At 42.3% G+C, this 19,101-nt stretch carries 21 protein-coding genes and 1 riboswitch; of the genes, 6 read left to right on the plus strand and 15 right to left on the minus strand.

Annotated features, from left to right (window positions below; all coding sequences use genetic code 11):
* Positions 1–59 precede the first annotated feature (59 nt).
* From fabI to C6Y07_RS13370, 9 genes are all read right to left on the minus strand, one after another.
* On the minus strand, positions 60–836 hold the full coding sequence (gene fabI, locus C6Y07_RS13330; RefSeq protein ID WP_003211867.1) for an enoyl-ACP reductase FabI: 777 nt from the start codon (positions 834–836) through the stop codon (positions 60–62).
* Between the two features lie 150 nt (positions 837–986).
* Entirely contained in the window at positions 987–1,793 is an 807-nt protein-coding gene (gene thiD / locus C6Y07_RS13335) for a bifunctional hydroxymethylpyrimidine kinase/phosphomethylpyrimidine kinase (RefSeq protein WP_106156880.1), read from the minus strand.
* Between the two features lie 16 nt (positions 1,794–1,809).
* Positions 1,810–2,823 (minus strand): thiazole biosynthesis adenylyltransferase ThiF, encoded by a 1,014-nt coding sequence (locus C6Y07_RS13340; RefSeq protein WP_034663202.1) that lies wholly within the window; start codon positions 2,821–2,823, stop codon positions 1,810–1,812.
* Positions 2,820–3,587, minus strand: a complete 768-nt coding sequence (locus tag C6Y07_RS13345) for a thiazole synthase (RefSeq protein WP_106156882.1) — start codon at positions 3,585–3,587, stop codon at positions 2,820–2,822. Before C6Y07_RS13345 ends, C6Y07_RS13340 begins: the two co-directional genes overlap by 4 nt.
* A 4-nt stretch (positions 3,588–3,591) precedes the next feature.
* Positions 3,592–3,795, minus strand: coding sequence for a sulfur carrier protein ThiS (gene thiS, locus C6Y07_RS13350; protein WP_034663206.1), 204 nt, complete (start codon positions 3,793–3,795; stop codon positions 3,592–3,594).
* Positions 3,792–4,904: a glycine oxidase ThiO gene (gene thiO, locus C6Y07_RS13355; RefSeq protein WP_060596017.1), complete on the minus strand. Its 1,113-nt coding sequence runs from the start codon at positions 4,902–4,904 to the stop codon at positions 3,792–3,794. The genes thiS and thiO overlap by 4 nt, the downstream gene beginning before the upstream one ends.
* Positions 4,888–5,505 (minus strand): thiazole tautomerase TenI, encoded by a 618-nt coding sequence (gene tenI / locus C6Y07_RS13360; RefSeq protein WP_106156884.1) that lies wholly within the window; start codon positions 5,503–5,505, stop codon positions 4,888–4,890. The genes thiO and tenI overlap by 17 nt, the downstream gene beginning before the upstream one ends.
* Positions 5,480–6,190 (minus strand): thiaminase II, encoded by a 711-nt coding sequence (gene tenA, locus C6Y07_RS13365; RefSeq protein WP_066031032.1) that lies wholly within the window; start codon positions 6,188–6,190, stop codon positions 5,480–5,482. The genes tenI and tenA overlap by 26 nt, the downstream gene beginning before the upstream one ends.
* 78 nt (positions 6,191–6,268) lie before the next feature.
* Positions 6,269–6,378: riboswitch (TPP riboswitch) on the minus strand.
* Positions 6,379–6,437: 59 nt separating this feature from the next.
* A complete protein-coding gene (locus C6Y07_RS13370; protein ID WP_066031033.1) occupies positions 6,438–8,279 on the minus strand; it encodes a monovalent cation:proton antiporter family protein in 1,842 nt (613 codons plus the stop codon).
* A 162-nt stretch (positions 8,280–8,441) separates the two neighbouring features.
* On the opposite strand from C6Y07_RS13370, the gene prpE reads away from it, so the two are divergent.
* Entirely contained in the window at positions 8,442–9,185 is a 744-nt protein-coding gene (gene prpE, locus C6Y07_RS13375; protein WP_106072665.1) for a bis(5'-nucleosyl)-tetraphosphatase PrpE, read from the plus strand.
* Positions 9,186–9,227: 42 nt separating this feature from the next.
* Here the strand turns inward: prpE and C6Y07_RS13380 are convergent, their stop codons facing one another.
* The 4 genes from C6Y07_RS13380 to C6Y07_RS13395 all read right to left on the minus strand — a co-directional run bounded on the left by C6Y07_RS13380 (position 9,228) and on the right by C6Y07_RS13395 (position 12,033).
* Positions 9,228–10,121 (minus strand): RluA family pseudouridine synthase, encoded by an 894-nt coding sequence (locus tag C6Y07_RS13380; RefSeq protein ID WP_189313019.1) that lies wholly within the window; start codon positions 10,119–10,121, stop codon positions 9,228–9,230.
* Between the two features lie 17 nt (positions 10,122–10,138).
* Complete coding sequence (locus C6Y07_RS13385) at positions 10,139–10,939, minus strand: NAD kinase (RefSeq protein WP_106156886.1); 801 nt, start codon at positions 10,937–10,939, stop codon at positions 10,139–10,141.
* 65 nt (positions 10,940–11,004) lie between these two features.
* Positions 11,005–11,634 carry a GTP diphosphokinase gene (gene yjbM, locus C6Y07_RS13390; protein ID WP_003211990.1) on the minus strand — a complete coding sequence of 210 codons (630 nt, stop codon included), beginning with the start codon at positions 11,632–11,634 and terminating at the stop codon, positions 11,005–11,007.
* Between the two features lie 33 nt (positions 11,635–11,667).
* Entirely contained in the window at positions 11,668–12,033 is a 366-nt protein-coding gene (locus C6Y07_RS13395) for a UPF0738 family protein (RefSeq protein WP_106036697.1), read from the minus strand.
* 236 nt (positions 12,034–12,269) lie between these two features.
* On the opposite strand from C6Y07_RS13395, the gene C6Y07_RS13400 reads away from it, so the two are divergent.
* The 5 genes from C6Y07_RS13400 to C6Y07_RS19105 all read left to right on the plus strand — a co-directional run bounded on the left by C6Y07_RS13400 (position 12,270) and on the right by C6Y07_RS19105 (position 15,690).
* Positions 12,270–12,848, plus strand: a complete 579-nt coding sequence (locus C6Y07_RS13400; protein WP_060596011.1) for a CYTH domain-containing protein — start codon at positions 12,270–12,272, stop codon at positions 12,846–12,848.
* A gap of 21 nt (positions 12,849–12,869) precedes the next feature.
* Positions 12,870–13,637: a lytic transglycosylase domain-containing protein gene (locus C6Y07_RS13405; protein ID WP_034663232.1), complete on the plus strand. Its 768-nt coding sequence runs from the start codon at positions 12,870–12,872 to the stop codon at positions 13,635–13,637.
* 276 nt (positions 13,638–13,913) lie between these two features.
* Positions 13,914–14,312, plus strand: coding sequence for a globin domain-containing protein (locus tag C6Y07_RS13410; protein WP_008355333.1), 399 nt, complete (start codon positions 13,914–13,916; stop codon positions 14,310–14,312).
* On the plus strand, positions 14,309–15,220 hold the full coding sequence (locus tag C6Y07_RS13415) for a ClpXP adapter SpxH family protein (RefSeq protein ID WP_106156888.1): 912 nt from the start codon (positions 14,309–14,311) through the stop codon (positions 15,218–15,220). The genes C6Y07_RS13410 and C6Y07_RS13415 overlap by 4 nt, the downstream gene beginning before the upstream one ends.
* A 296-nt stretch (positions 15,221–15,516) precedes the next feature.
* On the plus strand, positions 15,517–15,690 hold the full coding sequence (locus C6Y07_RS19105) for a hypothetical protein (protein WP_034663238.1): 174 nt from the start codon (positions 15,517–15,519) through the stop codon (positions 15,688–15,690).
* Between the two features lie 103 nt (positions 15,691–15,793).
* On the opposite strand, the gene pepF is transcribed toward C6Y07_RS19105, so the two are convergent.
* Positions 15,794–17,620 carry an oligoendopeptidase F gene (gene pepF / locus C6Y07_RS13420; RefSeq protein ID WP_282959334.1) on the minus strand — a complete coding sequence of 609 codons (1,827 nt, stop codon included), beginning with the start codon at positions 17,618–17,620 and terminating at the stop codon, positions 15,794–15,796.
* Between the two features lie 214 nt (positions 17,621–17,834).
* Complete coding sequence (locus tag C6Y07_RS13425) at positions 17,835–18,995, minus strand: competence protein CoiA (protein WP_106156890.1); 1,161 nt, start codon at positions 18,993–18,995, stop codon at positions 17,835–17,837.
* Between the last annotated feature and the right edge of the window lie 106 nt (positions 18,996–19,101).

The following is a 19,101-nucleotide window of genomic DNA, read 5'->3' on the forward strand; positions in this document are numbered from 1 at the left end:
AGAAGAAAAATAAAAAAACAGCATACCCATCTTTGGTATGCTGCAATTCAATGATTCGTTTAGCGGGCAATGATATGGAAGCCAGAATCAACATGCAGATTCTCACCTGTCATGCCGCGTGATAGATCACTGAATAAGAATAGAGCTGTATCGCCAACTTCTTCAGGAGTCGTTGTACGGCGAAGCGGTGCACGCTCTTCAATATCCTTCAGGATTGTATTAAAGCCGCTGATGCCTTTTGCAGACAGCGTACGAATTGGACCAGCAGAAATACTGTTCACACGGATACCTTCTGCGCCTAAATCAGCTGCTAAATATTTCACACTTGCTTCAAGTGCTGCTTTCGCTACACCCATTACGTTGTAGTTAGATACCACACGCTCTCCGCCTAAGTATGTAAGCGTGACAATGCTTCCACCTTCTGTCATCAATGGACGTGCTGCTTTTGCTACAGCTGTTAATGAGTATGCACTAATGTTGTGCGCCAAAAGGAAACCTTCACGGTTCGTGTTTAAGTATTCACCGACAAGTTCTTCCTTGTTTGCAAATGCAATCGCATGCGCAACGCCATGAATGACTTGTACTTTTTCTTTAATTGTAGCGAAACATTTTTCGATTTCTTCGTCACTTGTCACGTCACATGGAAGAATGATTGAATCATCACGCTCAAGTGTGCTTGCAAGTTCTTTTACAGATTCAGCAAGACGATCTCCAACATAAGTAAAAATCAAACGAGCTCCAGCTTCGTGAAGTGAGCGGGCAATTCCCCAAGCGATGCTTCGTTTATTGGCAACACCCATCACCACGATATTACGGCCTTCTAAAGAAAAGTTCATATGTAATAAAGCCTCCTATTTTTTCAAGACATAGTATTAGTACCTGATCATAATATTATCACAGATCATGAGAGAATGACAATTTCCGCTGAAAGAAAGTTTCTTTTTCATCAAAAAACCGCCCTCGCAAGTGAAGACGGTTCGATTCTCTTATCGTTTGAGCCTGTTTTGCTGATAAGCAAAATGGTTGGTAGGTCCATGTCCAGCTCCAATATTCAAAGGGAATTTGATGGCTTCATGGACAAAGGTTTCTGCTGTTTCAAAGGCCTCTCTCATGGAGTACCCTTTCGCAATTTCAGCTGTTAATGCCGCTGCAAACGTGCAGCCTGTGCCATGTGTATGCGGGGTATCAATATGTTCGTTTGTGACTTCTATAAAGCCTTTTCCATCATACAACAGGTCTGTTATCATACCGCCAGAGGGGCCGTGTCCCCCTTTGATCACGACATGTTTCGTACCAAGCTCATATAGACGTTCCGCTGCTAGATAGCGATCCTCTTTTGTCTGAATGCGCATGCCTGTCAGCACTTCTGCCTCAGGAAGATTCGGCGTTACGGCATAGCTGACAGGCAGCAAGTATGTTTTCAACGCAGAGACCGCATCTTCATTTAATAAAGAGGCCCCTCCCTTTGCGATCATGACTGGATCGACAATCAGCTTCATCTCATATTGAACCGTTTTTTCAGCAACCGTATTGATCATTTCGGCACTCCACAGCATTCCTGTTTTGACGGCATCTGGCAGCAAGTCTTCTGCGACTGCATCTATTTGACTTTTTAACGCCTCGATTGAAAGAGGGTATATACCGTGAACGCCAAGTGTGTTTTGTGCTGTAATCGCTGTGATCGCAGACATTCCGTACACACCGAGCTCCTGAAAGGTTTTCAAATCAGCTTGAATGCCTGCTCCACCGCCCGGATCAGAACCCGCGATTGTGAATGCTTTTTTGATCGTCATTTCATCACACCTCTCATTAGCCAATCCATTGATGATAAATGGTTCTTGCTTTGGCCATATCATTTGTACCATGTACAAGTGCTCTGCCATCTTTAAATAAAACAAGCTTATATTCATCCTTTTGACAAGAAAGTAAATACGGATTTTCAAGCACATCCATTCCTGCTTTCTTTAAGCGAATAGCCACTTCGTGTAATGGCGGCGGGATTTCAGCAGCACTGCGGATTTGTACCGTATTGCGGCCGCATAGTACATCTGCCTTCGCTCTCTTGTCATAGGAGAGAAAAGGATATGTCTTCAGCCCACAGCTTGGACATTGCTTCTTCTTTAAGGAACTGGCTGATCGGATGTCAGATCGTTCATTGGTCCATAAATCAAAGGATCTTAAAATTGGCGTCACTTGATGGCCTGTTAAATATTTAAGGGCATCTGCCACTTGATATGCCGCCACCTGCTGCACCACTGGACTAATGATACCGGCTGTATCACAGGTCATGCCTTGTGCGGGTAAATGTTCAAGCAGACAGTGTAAACACGGCGTCTCACCAGGAATCACAGTGAATTGAATACCATAGCTGGCTACACAGGCTCCGTAAAGGAACGGAATTTGATGTTTGACAGCAGCATCATTTGCAATCATCCTCACCTCAAAATTATCCGCTGCATCCACGATAATCGAAGCCCCGCTGACAAGTTCATCAATATGTTGAGCGGTCACATCGATGACAATTCCTTTGACATGTACGTCACTGTTCACCTGCTTGAGTCTTTTTTCAGCCGCCACAGCCTTTGGCAGCCGATCATGCACATCTTGCTCCGTGTAAAGCTGCTGTCGCTGAAGGTTGCTCCATTCAATATAATCTCGATCCAAAATGGTGACAGATCCAACGCCAGCACGAACGAGCATTTCAGCACTGGCTGTTCCAAGTGCCCCTGCACCAATAATGACAGCCTTTGAGTCTTTTAACCGCTTTTGCCCCTCTGTGCCGATTGGCTGAAAGAGCTCTTGGCGCGAATAACGTGTGCTCAAAATGCCGGCATTCCTTCCTGCGGACTGCTTGCTGTCCCATAGTTTTTCAAAGGAATCCGTCCTGCCTCGAAGCCTAGTCTTCCTGATTCAATCGCCAGCTTCATGGCTTTTGCCATTTTCACAGGGTCCTTTGCACCAGACACAGCTGTGTTCAGTAATACAGCGTCAGCCCCTAGCTCCATCGCATAAGCTGCATCCTTTGGAGAGCCTACACCAGCATCAATAATCACCGGTACCTTCGCCTGCTCGATAATAAATGAGAGATTCAGAGGGTTTAGTAAGCCTTGACCTGAACCAATCGGAGAAGCCCCTGGCATGATAGCATGGACACCGAGCTCTTCTAATTTTCTCGCCAGCACCACATCATCAGATGTATAGGGCAGCACGATAAACCCTTCTTCGAGTAGCATTTCCGATGCTTTTAACGTTTCGACTGGATCTGGCAGAAGAGACCTTGAGCAGCCAATGACTTCTACCTTGATCATGTCACACAGTCCAGAAGCCTTCGCTAAACGAGCAATACGAACTGCCTCTTCCGCAGTACTTGCACCAGCTGTATTCGGAAGCAGCGTATATTTTGATAAATCAAGCTGCTCCAAAAAATTAGGCTGAGATGCTTCGAAAATGTTCATTCTTCTCACAGCAAAGGTTAAAATTTCTGCTTCTGATACGTTCACGGCTTCTTTTTGAACTTCAAATGATGGATACTTCCCTGTACCAAGTAATAATCTTGATGTGAATGTTTTTCCGCCAATGTTCAGCATGTTGTCATCCTCCTCCTACAAAGTGAACGATTTCAATCGTGTCATTAGATTGAATTTTTACTTGTTGAAACGCTTCTTTGTCAATAATTTCTTGGTTCTTTTCCACGATCACTACTCTATTTTCAAGCTGATAGGCTGATAGCAGATCATAGATCGTACCATTCTCTTGATCGAAATCAACGATTCTGCCATTCAATTGAATTTTCATACAAACAGTGCCTCCTTTCGGCCAATACGAAACGCGTGAAGCCATTCCTTTTTGACCGGTTCACCTAATATCAGGTCGCGAATGATCTCTCCAGTAATCGGGGCAAGTAAAATGCCATTTCTGTAATGCCCTGCAGCAAAAAGAATACGCTGATCTTCTGGGTGTCTTCCAATGTAGGGATGCCGGTCGCTTGTCGCCGGGCGAAGACCAGCCCAGCACTGATCAATCGGCATCTCCTTGATCGAAGGCATAAGCTGAGACGCCTTTTGAATCACAGCTTCGATGCCGCCAAGCGTTGGAACAGCCTGCCATTCGTTTGGCTTCATCGTTGCACCAACGACCAGTTTGCCGCTATCTCGTTGAACGATATAACAATGATCATGGTAAATGGTGTGCGCGAGTGCTGGACCATTATTCCATACAGACACACACTCCCCCTTTACTGGATAAAGAGAATGAGTTAATCCAAGCTCTTCAAAAAAACGGCCAGACCATACACCACTCGCTACAGTCAGATCATCACATGTGAATGTTCCCTTCGTTGTTCTAATCGCTAACGCTTCTTTCTCCCGCTTCACTTCGATCACGGGTGTACATTCTTTCACATCTGCCCCGAACCTTACCGCCGCCTGCCAAAATGCCCGGCATACCGCATAAGGTTCGACATGAACATCCTCTTTAATCAAACCTGCTCCTAAGATGTTATCTGCCATTTGAGGCATGCATTTTTTTACGCTGCTTGCGTCCAGCCAATCAAATGTAGACAAATACTGCATCCGGCAAAGTGCTTGTTTCTCTTCTTCTGTAAAGGCTACCTTCATGATACCGCCCGCTGATGTCCGAATATCAATGCCAGATTCATGCTGTAGATCGACTTTTAACTTCTCGTACAATGCCTGGCTTGCTCTGCCTGCTTGGAAAAAAATATTCTCATGCCCCTCTCCTTCAGCATGTGCACCGAGCATCCCAGCAGCCGCACTTGTCGTTTGCTTCCCTACCTCATTCGCCTCAAGTAAGACGACCTGCTTTCCTGCTTTTGCAAGGTGATAGGCAATGGACATTCCTATGATTCCACCACCAATGATTGCAACGTCATAATGCTTTTTCATAAGGATGCCCCTTTACCTGTTTAGAAAATGCTTGTGCCATCATGCGCGGCTGATGATGAGTAAAAATCCCAGACATGACAGCAATCCCTTTCACATTCGCGTGTTTCAATTCTGGAATGCGGTCAGGTGTCAATCCACCGATCGCCACCACAGGAATAGACAGTGAAGATGTCAGTTCTTTCACAAGCTGTACGCCTCTTGCCTGAAGTCCTGGTTTACAAGTGGTGTCATATACGTGCCCAAACATGACATACTCTGCTCCATTTTTCTCCGCTGCTTTCGCTTCTTCTATCGAATGAACAGAGACACCCGCATGAAGGTGAGGGAATTTTTGCCGCAGCTCTTTTGGCGAAAAGCTATGGCCTGGGAGATGTACCCGGTGAATATTGGTGAGCAGTGCAACGTCTACTCTGTCGTTGATGATGAGCTTCTCTTTCGGTACACCTTCTAAAAAGAGTCTTTTCACGAGATCAACAAGCTCACTTGCTGTTTTAGACCGTTCCCGGATATGAATAAAATCCACTTCAGGTGCGATGGCTTTTATTTGTTTGATCAGTTCATCCACAGGAAGCGAATCATTTGTCACTGCGTGGAGTTCCATTTGCACCAACCCCATCTAAGCATGCTGTTTGCCATGTTTCTTTTTGATACGCCATTTCCCAGAAATGGTACTCGTAATAGCTTGAAATCACAAAATTTTCTTTCATATTGGCCCGTACTTGTTCTGACGCTTTTTCGGCTAGTTCATCAAAGCGGTTGACCTGTTCAAAGACGAGCTCCTTAAACCAATCCCCTCCATATGTCAAAATCCATTCCTGATAAATCGGATGGTCAGGTGTGGTTTGTTTCAGCTTTTCACCCACCTCATAATATAGCCAGTAGCACGGCAATAATGCGGCTAAAATCTCTTCAAATCGCCCGCTTTTCACAGATCGGTACATATGAGAGGTATACGCATAAGCAGTCGGAGAAGGCTTAAAGTTCTCGATGGCTTCATCTGAAATCTGCAAAAGCTCTGTGAACTTTCTATGCAGCGACAGCTCTGCTTCATACGTACCCTGCGCATGATACGCCATTCTGCCCGTCGTATGTAAGTCCTCACTAATCGCTGCGCCATATGCTTGCACCTTTGCAAAATGAGTTAAATAATATGAATCCTGCATCACATAATACGTGAAACGATCGAGTGAAAGCGTGCCATCTCCAATCCCTTTGACAAATGGGTGTGTGAAGCTTCCATTCCACCATGTTGCTGCTGCTTCTTTACATTCAGTTGAAAACGTCATGTTTCTCTCCTCCTGTTTTTCCATATAAAAAAGCCACTTTCCGCGTGGAAAGTGGCTTGGAATTTGTAAAAAGCATAGTCAAAAACCGCACCACTTCCCTACGCAGGTATGAACCTGTTCAGGTAATGAGGGTCTAAAAGTCGACACTTTTATCTCAGCCCTTTTAAAGGACTCCCCTAGTGGATCAAATATATGATGTTGTACTTCTATCTTAATCAGGAATTGTTCATTGGTCAAGGGTTCATTCTTACTCTAATTGGGCTCTTAGTCCTGCCACATACTCACGAGAGCCTGACACAAGCACACGGTCGCCGCTTCTAAGCGTGGTATCTCCATGTGGTACTAAGCTGTCTACCCCTCTGAAAATACGGACAAAGACCAAATCACCGGTAAACGGAAATTCCCTCAGCATGACATTGTGATAACGATGATTGTTCATTTGAATTTGATACAAAGAAGTATCCTCATTTGTTAATAATCGAATCGCATCCGGTGCTTCAATCAAGGCTCTTAGCACCGTTTTAGATGATAGGAAATTAGAAAACGTATCAATGCCTGCTTCCTTCAATGTCAGCTCTGTCTCAGCTTTGTTGACACTAGCAATGACTTGTTTCGCTCCTTCTTCCTTTGCAAATAAAGCAATTTCCTTATTTTTCGTCTCACTGCCTGTTGCGACGACGAGGACATCCTCCTGGCCAACGCCTGCCTTTCGCAGCGTCTCATCGTCGTACTCTTCAATCGATTCGACTTCAAAGATGGAGTCAGCAAGCAGCGCTTCTTTATTTTCTTGAAAGACATGTAAAATCCGAATATCATATTCATCCTGATGTAAATCAAGTGTGACAGGTAAGGTCAGCTGATTTGCACCAATAAAGGTCACACGTTTTTTATGGCTCGCAGCTTGTTCTTTTTTAAACAGCGCTTTAAACCAAACAGGCGTTAAAATACTCGTGAGTACCGCGACTAGAATCAGCGCTCCAGACATTTTATGGTCAATGACTCCGAGCCGCTCCCCTATCGTCGCAGCTGCAATGACGAGTGATAACGTCGATGTTAATAAAAAGCCAGAACCGATCACTTTTTTCATGTCATACCATTTTTTCAAATAAAGAATCGGGATGAGCTTACTAACCAGTAATGCAATAAACAGCAGCGGGATCATGATCATAATGGTTGGGTCCTTGAACAGTGCCCATATATTTAAATCCACTCCGACCATCACAAAGAAGATGGGGATCAAAAATCCGTAGCCAAATGAATCCAGCTGCTGGACAAGCTCTTTATTCGGCGAAAGAAGGGACACAAGTACGCCCGCTAAAAACGCCCCAAGAATATTTTCAGCACCGAGTGATTCAGATAAGGCAACTAAGACTATAATGAGAGTAAAGATCGCCCTTGTCCCAATTTGCACGGTCCCTTTTGACATGGACTGAAAAATCGACTTTGTCTTAAATACGCGGCCAAATAAATAAAGCAGAATGCCCGCAGCAAATAATAAGAGCAGAAGCCACATATTCCCTGTACCATCGCCATAAATGGAGGAAAACACAGCAAGTAAAATCATCGTCACCAAATCAGCAATGACGGCGACAAGCAAGATGATTTGACCGATATTCGTCTGCATTAACTTTTCCTCTTTTAAGGTGGGAACCACTACCCCTAATGAGATGGTCGATATAATGAGCGTCATTAAAAAGGCATTTTGGATAAACCCTGCAAGGACAAACGCATAGGACAGGATAAAAGAAATACTAAATACGCCAACAAAAATAATCGTGGCTGCCTTAAACGTATTTGGTTCTTTTAGACCATTTGGCAGTTCTCGTGCTTTCTTCTTTGACTCAAAAGAAGAAAAATCTATTTCAAGTCCACTTAAAAACATCAGAAAAATAAAACCGAGCATGGATAACGTGTCTAACCATGCATCATGTTCAACTACCAGTTGAAGACCGCTTTTTCCAATGATGAGCCCCATGATGATTTCAGCAACAACGACCGGAATGGTCAGCTTAAATCGGTGCAATAAAAGTGGGGTGAAAAAGGCGACAATAATAACGACAACGAGTGATGAAACAGATGTATGCTCCATTGGCTAAAGCCTCCTAACATTGATGTTTAATCTTTTAAGTTTTACGTTAAAGCATTGATTCTAACAATTGCCTAAATGAAAAGAAAGCCATTCGTTATATGTTCTAAAATTCAAACTTCTTTAACCCCAATGAATGGATGAGAAAGATCAGGAGGAAATCTTATGAAATTTGATATCATTGGAGATATCCACGGCTGCTACGAAGAGCTGCTTACCCTCATACACAAACTAGGATACGAACTCAAACATGGATTACCCGTCCATCCTGATAAGAGAACGCTAGCCCTTGTCGGTGATTTAACAGATCGAGGCCCTCAGTCAGTAGATGTGATGCGATTTGTCATTCATGCCTACGCACACGGCGCGATCCGCTACGTACCTGGCAACCATTGCTTTAAGCTTTATCGCTATTTGAAAGGAAATCCCGTGAAATTACTTCATGGCATCGAAACCACAGTGAACGAAATAAAAAAGCTGCCCCTTCATGAACAAACCAAATTGTCACATGAATTTAAGCAGCTATTTGAGAAGGCTCCGCTTTACGATGTACTCATTCCTGATGAACTGATTATTGCTCACGCAGCGATGAAGGAAAAGGACATTGGAAGAAAACCGAACAAACAGGTGCGATCCTATCTATTATTTGGCGCGGTCACAGGAGAAACATGGCCAGATGGACGACCTGTGCGGAAGGATTGGGCAAAGGAATATCGCGGAAAACCGTGGATTGTATACGGACATACACCAGTGAAAGAACCCCGCTTCGTTGGCAGAACCGTCAATATTGATACAGGCTGCGTATTTGGCCACCGGCTGTCTGCCCTCACATATCCTGAGCTTGAAACGGTCTCTGTTCCTTCCTCTATGCCTTATGACGATTCAAGGTTTCAGCATTTCACATCATAAAAAAACCCGGTCCTGCGCTTGCAGGTAGCCGGGTTTCTCTATTTAAAGCAGCAATGATTTCATGTCTTCAGGAAGCGGAGCCGAGAATGTCAATTCCTCCCCAGTCATCGGATGAGGAAAGACAAGAGTCTCACTATGCAGTGCCTGACGGTCCATCCGCTCACTCGTTCCGCCATATAGCGTATCTCCGATGAGCGGGTGACCAAGATACTTCATATGAACACGAATTTGATGTGTTCTCCCAGTTTCAAGTGATAGAGCCACATCTGACATGTTCAACTCAGCGTCCACCGCTCGCACTGTAAAATGCGTCACTGCTTCCTGTCCAGTATCATCGACCATTCGCTCGATGATACTATCTCCTTTTCGGGCAATTTTTGCACGAATGGTTCCATACTTTTCCGAGATCATGCCATGTGTAAACGCTCTGTATGTTCGTTTGACCGCTCCACTTTTTTGCGCTTTTGATAAAAGGCTGTGGGCAAAGCGATGCTTGGCCACGAGCATGACGCCCGATGTATCACGATCAAGGCGGTTCACCAAATGAACCGTCAGCCGAACAGACTGCTCTGCATAATGGTGCAGCAATCCATTCGCAATACTGTGCTCTGGGTGTTCCCGAGAAGGAATGGACGGGATATATGGCTTTTTATTCAGCACAAGGACATGCTCATCCTCAAATAAAATATCAAGCGGAATCGGAGCAGGCTTCAGCCCTTCACTCACTTTTTCCTCTGGGAATAAAATGGTGAGCCTGTCTCCGTTATGCAGCTTGTATCTCACAGTCACATGCTCTCCATTAATGAGGAGATCACCGCCATCAAATTTAATATCCGCCAGCATTCTTTTTGAAATGCCAAGATCTATTAAATAATTCTTTAAAAGCAGCCCTTCTTCTTTGGCTGTCACGGTTTTATTTAGCGTAAAGTATTCCAGCGAGAACGACCTCTTTCTTATTCTCCTTTTCCGATAAAGGAATCTTGCACCCTTTTCCAAAACGGAAATGGTCTAAATCGGGCAAAACGGACATTCTCGTCGGCTACCCGGCATTGAATGGATTTGACGTCCTTATGAAGCAGCGTCAAATGATCAATGGTTACTTGAAAATCAACATCATTCATCGGTTTAATGACACAAGTATGGTGGTCTGGCAAAATAAGCGGTGAACCGACCGTTCGAAACACTCTGTTGTTGATTGAAGCCATTTCTGCCAGCTGAATGGCTCTAATGGAAGGATGAATAATGGCGCCTCCAAGTGCTTTATTATAGGCTGTACTGCCAGACGGTGTAGACAGACAAAGACCGTCACCTCTGAATGTTTCAAACAGCTGACCCCTAATTTCAACATCTGCCACAAGCGTCCCTTCCATACTTTTAATGGTACATTCATTCATCGCTAAATATTTCTCTTCTCTGCGGCCGTCGTTGTATCTGACAATGACTTCTAAGATCGGATATTCCACAATGTGATAAGGCGTTTTCGCAATAGCTAAGACGAGTTTTTCAATTTCACTTGGCACCCAGTCAGCATAAAAACCAAGATGACCTGTATGAACACCGACAAAAGCTGTTTCATTCAGACGGTCGCTATAACGGTGAAACGCATAAAGAAGGGTGCCGTCTCCACCAACCGTAATGACAAGATCCGGTTCCTCTTCGTTGAGTTCCATCCCGAAATCCAATAAGTAGGTCTGAATTTTATTTTTGAGTGTGTCAGATACAGAATTCCCTTTCGAAGAAACTGCAAATTTCATGAATTCTTCTCCTTTTCCACCTTGCTGCTATGAGAGGGCAGCATCATATTTGATCAAGCTCAGGCTCAGCTATCGTTTTTCTTTTTCCGGGAAAATGCCACTTGTGCTTCTTGAATTTCCCCTCTAATTTCAGACATCTCATCATCAAGCAGAGATGCTGCCTCAGAAGCTCTTTGAAGGCGCAGCTTGACTTTCTCCGGGATATTCCCGCTATATTTATAATTCAGAGAATGCTCAATGGTCGCCCAAAAGTTCATCGCAAGTGTACGAATTTGGATTTCGACGAGGAGCTGCTTCTCTCCGTTGATCGTTTGCAGCGGATATAACACAACAAGGTGGTATGAACGGTATCCGCTTTCTTTATGTTCTGCAATATAGTCGCGTTTATCAACAACCACAAAGTCTTTTCGTGACTGGAGCATTTTTTTCACGACTTGTATGTCTTCTACAAACTGGCACATAATGCGAAGCCCAGCAATATCCTGCATCGTTTCGATTTCATGCATCGGGATGTTTTTACGCTTTGCCTTTTCTAATATGCTGGCAACAGGTTTCACTCGGCCTGTGACAAATTCTACTGGTGAATGGTCATCCTCGAATTCATACAGCTTTCGAATGCCTTTTAGTTTCACTTTTAATTCTTCGACTGCTTGTTTATACGGTGCGAGGAATTGATCCCATTGTTTTTTGTCCATGAAACTTCCCCCAATTCCATATACCTAATTATTTCAGAGGAATGTGCTCTTCACTTTCTCTTCCATATCTCCGTAATTGGCATTGTCTTTAATATTGTCGATTAAATAATGTAATTCTTGATGAAGCTGAATGAGTTCTAACGAATGTTCTCCCGCTGCCAAATAGACAGGGATGTCAAGATTCATTGCTTCTTTTATTGGAGCCCATGTATGTTCCCCTAAGATAAGATACGAAAAGGACTCCTCGTTTTCAAGTATGTAAACGAACGCAAAGTGATCAGAATCAACAAGCATTTGTCCTGATGCTTTTGCTTTTTGGATTTGCTCTTCTGACGTGGTCGTCAAAATTAGCCTGTCTTCTTTTAAAGTTGCTTCTGTGATTTCAATTCGGTTTTGCATCATGATCTCCTTTACAACAAAGTACAGCTTTATTTTATCATATCAAGTTCAATATTGATAAACCGAACTTTTTGAGAAAATCCTATTTTCTTCTTATAAATGATCCTTTCACATGATTCTCCATTTATTTTGGCACATGTGGAAAGAGAAATAAGAGATAAAAACAGCCTTTTACATGATGAACACACTTCATGTACAATAATCATATTTCCTCTAAATGAAAGGTTGATGTCAAAATGGCACAGGAAATTGAAATAGAGCTAAAGCAATTGTTAATGAAAAAAGAATTTGAACAGCTGAAACAACATTTTCAATTGAAGGATTCGGATTTTCACACACAAACCAACTATTACTTTGATACACCTCAATTTGATATAAAATCTCAATTCGCTGCACTAAGAATGAGAGAAAAAGACGGTCAGTGGGTTCTCACGTTAAAGGAACCACACGAAATAGGCTTGCTCGAAACCCACCAAACGATCGCTCCTCCTTCAAGCCTTGACGATTTTCAGCTGCCAGAAGGTGAAGTAGCTGACAGGTTAGACCATCTGAACATTCAAAAGGATCAAATTGTGTATTTTGGTTCACTTGAAACATCAAGAGCTGAAAAAAAGATCAAAGAAGGCTTAATTGTTTTGGATCACAGCCGATATTTAACAGTAGAGGACTATGAACTTGAATTTGAAGTGAGCGACCTGGAAATCGGACAAGCCGCATTCTCCGCATTGCTCCAAAAATTCCAAATCCCTGTACGAAACACGAAAAACAAAGTCGTACGTTTTTATGAAGAGAAAATGAAAACACAGAATAGATGAATTCCTTGAAGGAGGAACATGATGAACGTCAATCAACTTCAATCCTTTATGCAGCTTCAAGCGCTTAAAACGTTACAATCAGACCCTGGACAAACACAAATACCGGCCGGCCAAGAATCGAATGCACAAGCTTCATTTCAGTCGCTGCTGCAAGATTTTTTAGGCGGATCAGAATTATCACGCCTGCCGCTTTCTATTTCTGCGTTTATGGGAACGGACCCATCAACGGCTCCGAACACGCAATACGCGCGTACAAACCCATACTTGTCTGCTATCGCTGGCAGTGAGCAGCTTCAATCTCCATCTTCATATGCGAATGACGCTCAATTGAATACAGCGAACGGCATTGGGAATGTCTTAAACAACAGCTACACGCCGCCGCTTCAAAAGGCTGTTTCAAACGGTTCATCATCAAAAGAAATTAATCAAATCGTGTCACAAATGGCTCAAAAGCATGGCGTTCCAGAGAAGCTGATTCATGCGGTCATCAAGCAAGAATCCGGCTATCGTACGAATGCGGTCAGTCATGCAGGAGCACTTGGCCTCATGCAGCTTATGCCATCTACTGCTAAGTCACTTGGTGTGAATAATGCCTTTGATGCGGCCCAAAACATCGAAGGCGGCACGAAGTATATAAAACAAATGCTTCAGAAATATAATGGAAATGTCTCACTTGCCTTAGCTGCTTATAATGCAGGCTCAGGAAATGTTGATAAATACGGTGGCATACCACCATTCAAAGAAACACAAAATTATGTAAAGAAAATCACAGCACAATATTTCGCTTAAACCGAAGAGAATAACCTCTTCGGTTTTTTGTATGTCGCTTTTCACCCTTTTTTGACTGAATGTGTTATGATATGGTCAATTGATCACGGAACCCGCCTCTCCCCTTATTTCCAATAGACCAAAGCGGTTTGTTTGTGGAATTGAGTTGAGGTTGTTAAAATAAGTATACAAGAATAGAAACAATAAAATAGAACAAACTGAATATCACTTTTGAAATAAATGAATTCACAATAGGGCGCTTCATCCTATTAACTACGAGTAAAAGGAGTAGTCAACATGGTACAATCGTTTAACGCACCTTACGAAGCGGTTGGAGAGGAACTTCTATCGCAACTTGTTGATACTTTTTATGAAAATGTAAAGTGTCATCCTTTGCTTCATCCTATTTTCCCGGATGACTTAAAAGAAACAGCAAGAAAACAAAAACAGTTTTTAACTCAATATTTAGGCGGACCCCCGCTTTATACAGAGGAGCATGGCCACCCTATGCTGCGGGCGAGACATCTCCCTTTTCCGATTACTGAGGAGCGGGCTGACGCATGGCTTGAATGCATGGAGGATGCGATGGATCAAGTAGGATTAACCGGCGATATTCGTGACTTTTTATTTGAGCGGCTTTCTCTAACGGCTCGTCATATGGTCAATCAAACACCTGAAAAGGATGGACGATCTTGAGCTGCAATACGCACGATCAATATTTCTCACACTGTCACGGACATCCTCAAAAGCCGATTGAAATCTATGTATTCATTGACCCTCTAAGTCCAGACTGCTGGTTATTAGAGCCATCCATTAAAAAATTGAAAATGAAGTACGGCCGTTTTTTCACTTTACGAACGGTGACAAGTTCTAGTATTAATGCATTGAATCGAAAACGAAAAAAGCATTTACTGACCGAAGCATGGGGGAAATTTGCTACCAAAACTCAGACCAAAAAAGAACAAATGCTGTCCGAACAAATTGTGACTTCACCCTACCTCGCCTCGCTTGCATTAAAAGCGGCTGAGCTTCAAGGCAGAAAATGCGGAATGAAGTTTCTGCGTCTCATTCAAGAATCACTTTTTTACCATCAGCAAGATGTGACAAGTGAACATGTGCTGCTAGAAAATGCAAAAAGTGCTGGACTGGACATCGAGGAATTCCAGCGCGATATTCATTCTCAAAGTGCTGTTAAAGCACTACAATGTGATATGAAAATTGCAGCTGAAATGGACGTATCTGAGCTTCCGACCTTTGCCTTTTTTAATACAGTAAACGGGGATGAAGGTTTAAAAATTTCAGGTGCGTACTCTTATGATGTATACGAGGAAATCCTTTTTGAAATGATTGGTGAAAAACCAACACCTTCAGAACGGCCTCCAATTGAATGGTTTATTGCTTACTTTCAATTTGCATCTGCAAAAGAGATTGCTGTCGTTTATGACCTGACACTTGAAGAAGTTGAACGAGAAATGAAAAAGCTGGCTTTCGCTAAAAAGGTAGAACGTGTACAAGTACATCAAGAAATGTTTTGGCGCTATAAAGTAGATGATCATCATTCAGATCTTGATCTCTACCGCTGTGAGAATGAACATGGGTGCTGACCCATGTTTTTTCTTTACCCTAAAAAGGAACACCCGTTCTATTTTTAGGCACGAAGAAACCGCGCCGGGATAAGCGCGGTTTCACTATGTCTTAACGACAACAAAGGGGATGGGAGAAATTTTTCACGGTCAAACAAAGGGGTAATGTTTGTATGTGATTAATTTCACATCTGTAGTATATCAAATTTTGTCGACTTATGACAACAGATATACTATATGTTCATATTTTTGTCACAAAACATAAGAGGGTTGTCACTTTCATATAGTGAAAATAACGAAAAAATGGAGGGATCTGCATGCGCAGCACAACCATTGGACTTGTTTCCATTGGCTTATGTTTCTTTTTAAATATATTAGGCTTAATGAAAATGCTTCCTCTTTATCTAACATCCCCACTCTTATTTGCTTCTATTCTTTTTACACTTTATCGAATGAACCACCGGAAGACCTTTAAGGGATTTAAAGGTTGATGATAAGGAACGGCCTCTACATGCGAAGAGGTCTTTTTTTATGAGAAAAAAACTCCTGTCAAAAGATGAGTTTGCACTCACACGTCTGACAGAAGTCTTTTCATCACTCACCCGTTTTAGAGATGAGCTCTTCCATTTCTTTCAGCTTTTCTTCGAACAATTGACATGCTGCTTTGATTGGTTCTTTGGAAGCCATATCAACACCTGCTTTTTTCAACACATTAATTGGATAATCAGAGCTTCCTGCTTTAAGGAAGTCTGTGTAGCGCTCCACCGCAGGTTTTCCTTCTTCTAATATTTGCTTGCTTAATGCCTGTGCAGCACTATAGCCTGTTGCATATTGATATACATAATAGTTGTAATAGAAGTGAGGAATTCTCGTCCATTCTAATCCGATTTCTTTATCCACAACCATGCCGTCTCCAAAATACTTCTTATTCAGGTCGTAATAAAGGTTCGTCATAAATTCCGGCGTTAAAGCCTCTCCTTCTTGCGCTTTCACATGAATAAGATGCTCAAACTCAGCAAACATCGTCTGTCTGAATACCGTTCCTCTGAATCCTTCTAACAAGTGATTTAACACATACAAACGCTGCTTTTTATCATCTAGATGATTCAGCAGGTATTCGCCAAGTAACGCTTCGTTTGTCGTAGAAGCCACTTCAGCTACAAAGATACTATAGTTTCCATACGGATATGGCTGATGCTTTCTTGTATAGTAGCTGTGGACAGAGTGCCCAAATTCATGAGCCAGTGTAAATAAATTATCAATATTATTTTGCCAGTTCATGAGGATATATGGATTTGTACCATAGCTTCCAGATGAATACGCACCGCTGCGTTTCCCTTTATTCTCATAAACGTCTACCCAGCGATTGCTCAGTCCCTCTTTTAACACGGACACATATTCTTCTCCTAATGGCGCTAACCCTTTTAGCATATAATCTTTTGCTTCATCGTAGGTTAGCTTCATACCAGCATCTTTTACAAGTGGTGTATACAAGTCATAATTGTGCACTTCATCAAGCTTTAATACCTTTTTACGCAATTCAATATAACGGTGTAATAACGGTAAATATTGATGAACTGTATCAATCAGATTGTCATATACTTCTTCTGGAATACTGTTCCGAGATAGTGCCGCTTCTCTTGCTGAGTTATAATTTCGTACTTTTGCATAAAAATTATCCTTTTTAATCGAACCGCTCAGTGTCGAAGCAAGCGTGTTTTTATACTGATCATACGTTTTATACACAGCTTTAAAGGCATTCTTTCTCACTTCACGGTCATCACTGTTTAAAAATGTGATAAAGTTGCCGTGGGTAATCTTCTTTTCTTCCCCATTTTCATCCTTTACAGAAGGGAACGAAATATCAGCATTGTTAAACATACTAAAAGTAGTAGATGAAGTTGAGAGTGGTTCAGAGGCCTCAGCTAATAAAGCTTCTTGCTCCTCACTTAAAATATGTGGACGCTCTTTATTAATTTCTTCGAGAGCATGGGAATACAGTTTTAATTCTTCTTTTTCCAGAATAAACTGCTGCAATTTATCTTCTTGAATCGATAAAATCTCTGGAACAATATAAGCAGAAGTACTAGAGAGCTGTGTAAATAAATTCGATGCTTTATCATTCAGCGCTTGAAATGATGAGTTAGTTGTATCCTCATCGTATTTCATGTGCGCATATGTATAAAGCTTACCAAGCTTTTCAGAAAGCTGATCCTGAAAGGTTAGGGCTTCATACAGTACATCAGCAGAATGGGCCAGCTTGCCTTTAAATTGGGCTAGCTTAGGAATTTCTTTTTTGACAGCTTCGAATTCCTTGTTCCATGCATCAACGCTTTCGAAAATATCTTCAAGACGCCATTTGTTTTCTTCTTTTACTTCGCTTCTGTCTGGTAAATGGTTATTTTTGCTTTGTGAAGTCATATGAATCCCCCTTGCATAAGTTGTGTTGAACCAACCTTTCGGAAAGTGAAAGAAATTGGTGTTGTATTTATCTTCTTTGTTTTGAACTATATTTGTCAAATCATATGCAGAAAAAAATACCAAACAGACTAAAAAAATGAGAAAAAAGCGTTTCTTTCTATTCAATCGCAGCACCACCTTTTTCTTATCATGATCAAAGTGGGCATGAAACATGCTAACGAAATAAGAAAGCATCTCGTTTGAACGCTTCATCTACTGTTCGTATCGGCATTTGATTCGACGCTACTTCATAATTACCCTTTTTCGTCATGTGTAAAAACCCTTGTCTGACAAGCGCCTTAACATATGCAGTGATGACCTCTTGTATTTCTTCTATTGAAACATCACCGTATCGGAGCTTTACTTCTTTCATCTGGACACACCGCTTGATTTCTTTCATCAGCAGTTGAACCGTTACTGGACTGCTTCCTTTTTTCCTCATCATCCAATCATACAGACACCCCTGCCAGACATAAACAGGACTTGTAAAAATATACGTTTCTTTCAGCGGGATAAATAATTCAGTTGGCAGAAAAGGGAAAGCCATTTGATGATGCTCATAGAAAATGTCTCTCAACCGCTTGCTTTCATTTGATAAAATGCGGGGAGGCCGCTGCCTAAATTGCTGTATGCATCTAAGCCATTGCTTGTAGACTGGACGCTTGCTTGAGGGCGGAGATAGGAGCGCCGAAAGTTCGCGGTATGCTGTTGGCGGTCTGACAGTCATGGCGGCACATATTTTCGTTGGTTGAAATACGAGAAGTTGAGCAAGATGGATGAATCTATTCTGGAGCGGACAGTAAAAAATCAGACTCCCTTTCTGTGATTCCCTTAACATTCCCCAATGAATGGAGGAGAAGGAAAAGAGCTGGGCAGATATTCGATTTAAACGATTTGCCCCTATTACCCATATAGGGATGAGCCCCGCTTCACGGAGCCCTGCTGTTCTTTTGCGCAGCTCTTGCCGTGAAATATTTGAGCATTGATATTCTATTGCATAACTTGTTCCTCCAATAGAGACGGCCACGTCAGGACGCTGATGAACCTTTGACACATACTTTTCAAGCACCGGTTTATGTCCCAGCCGCTGAAGCCAATTCATGATGGCTTCTTTCCCCGCCTGATGATAAGCCGTTTCGATTGAGGCTAGTGGACATGCTGTCAGCTGTTTATGTGCAAAATGATACACACGTTGTTCACCAAGCTTTAATTGCACCTCTTCCCTGCAATCAGGACAATAAAATTTGCACGTCGTCCTTACATGCTCCAGCCGGTTTTTAGATAAATGATGTGTAATTCGAATAAGCTTTCCATTATCCATGATCGCTGTATTCATTCTGCTCGCCCCTTACTCTTTGATGACCGTATTATAGCTTGTTCGTCTATTAAGAAGCGAATAGGCAAATTGAACTTTTATCATATCAAAACATGATTTTACTGAT

This window comes from Bacillus sp. LNXM12-1 (assembly GCF_003004375.1).
Taxonomy (GTDB): domain Bacteria; phylum Bacillota; class Bacilli; order Bacillales; family Bacillaceae; genus Bacillus.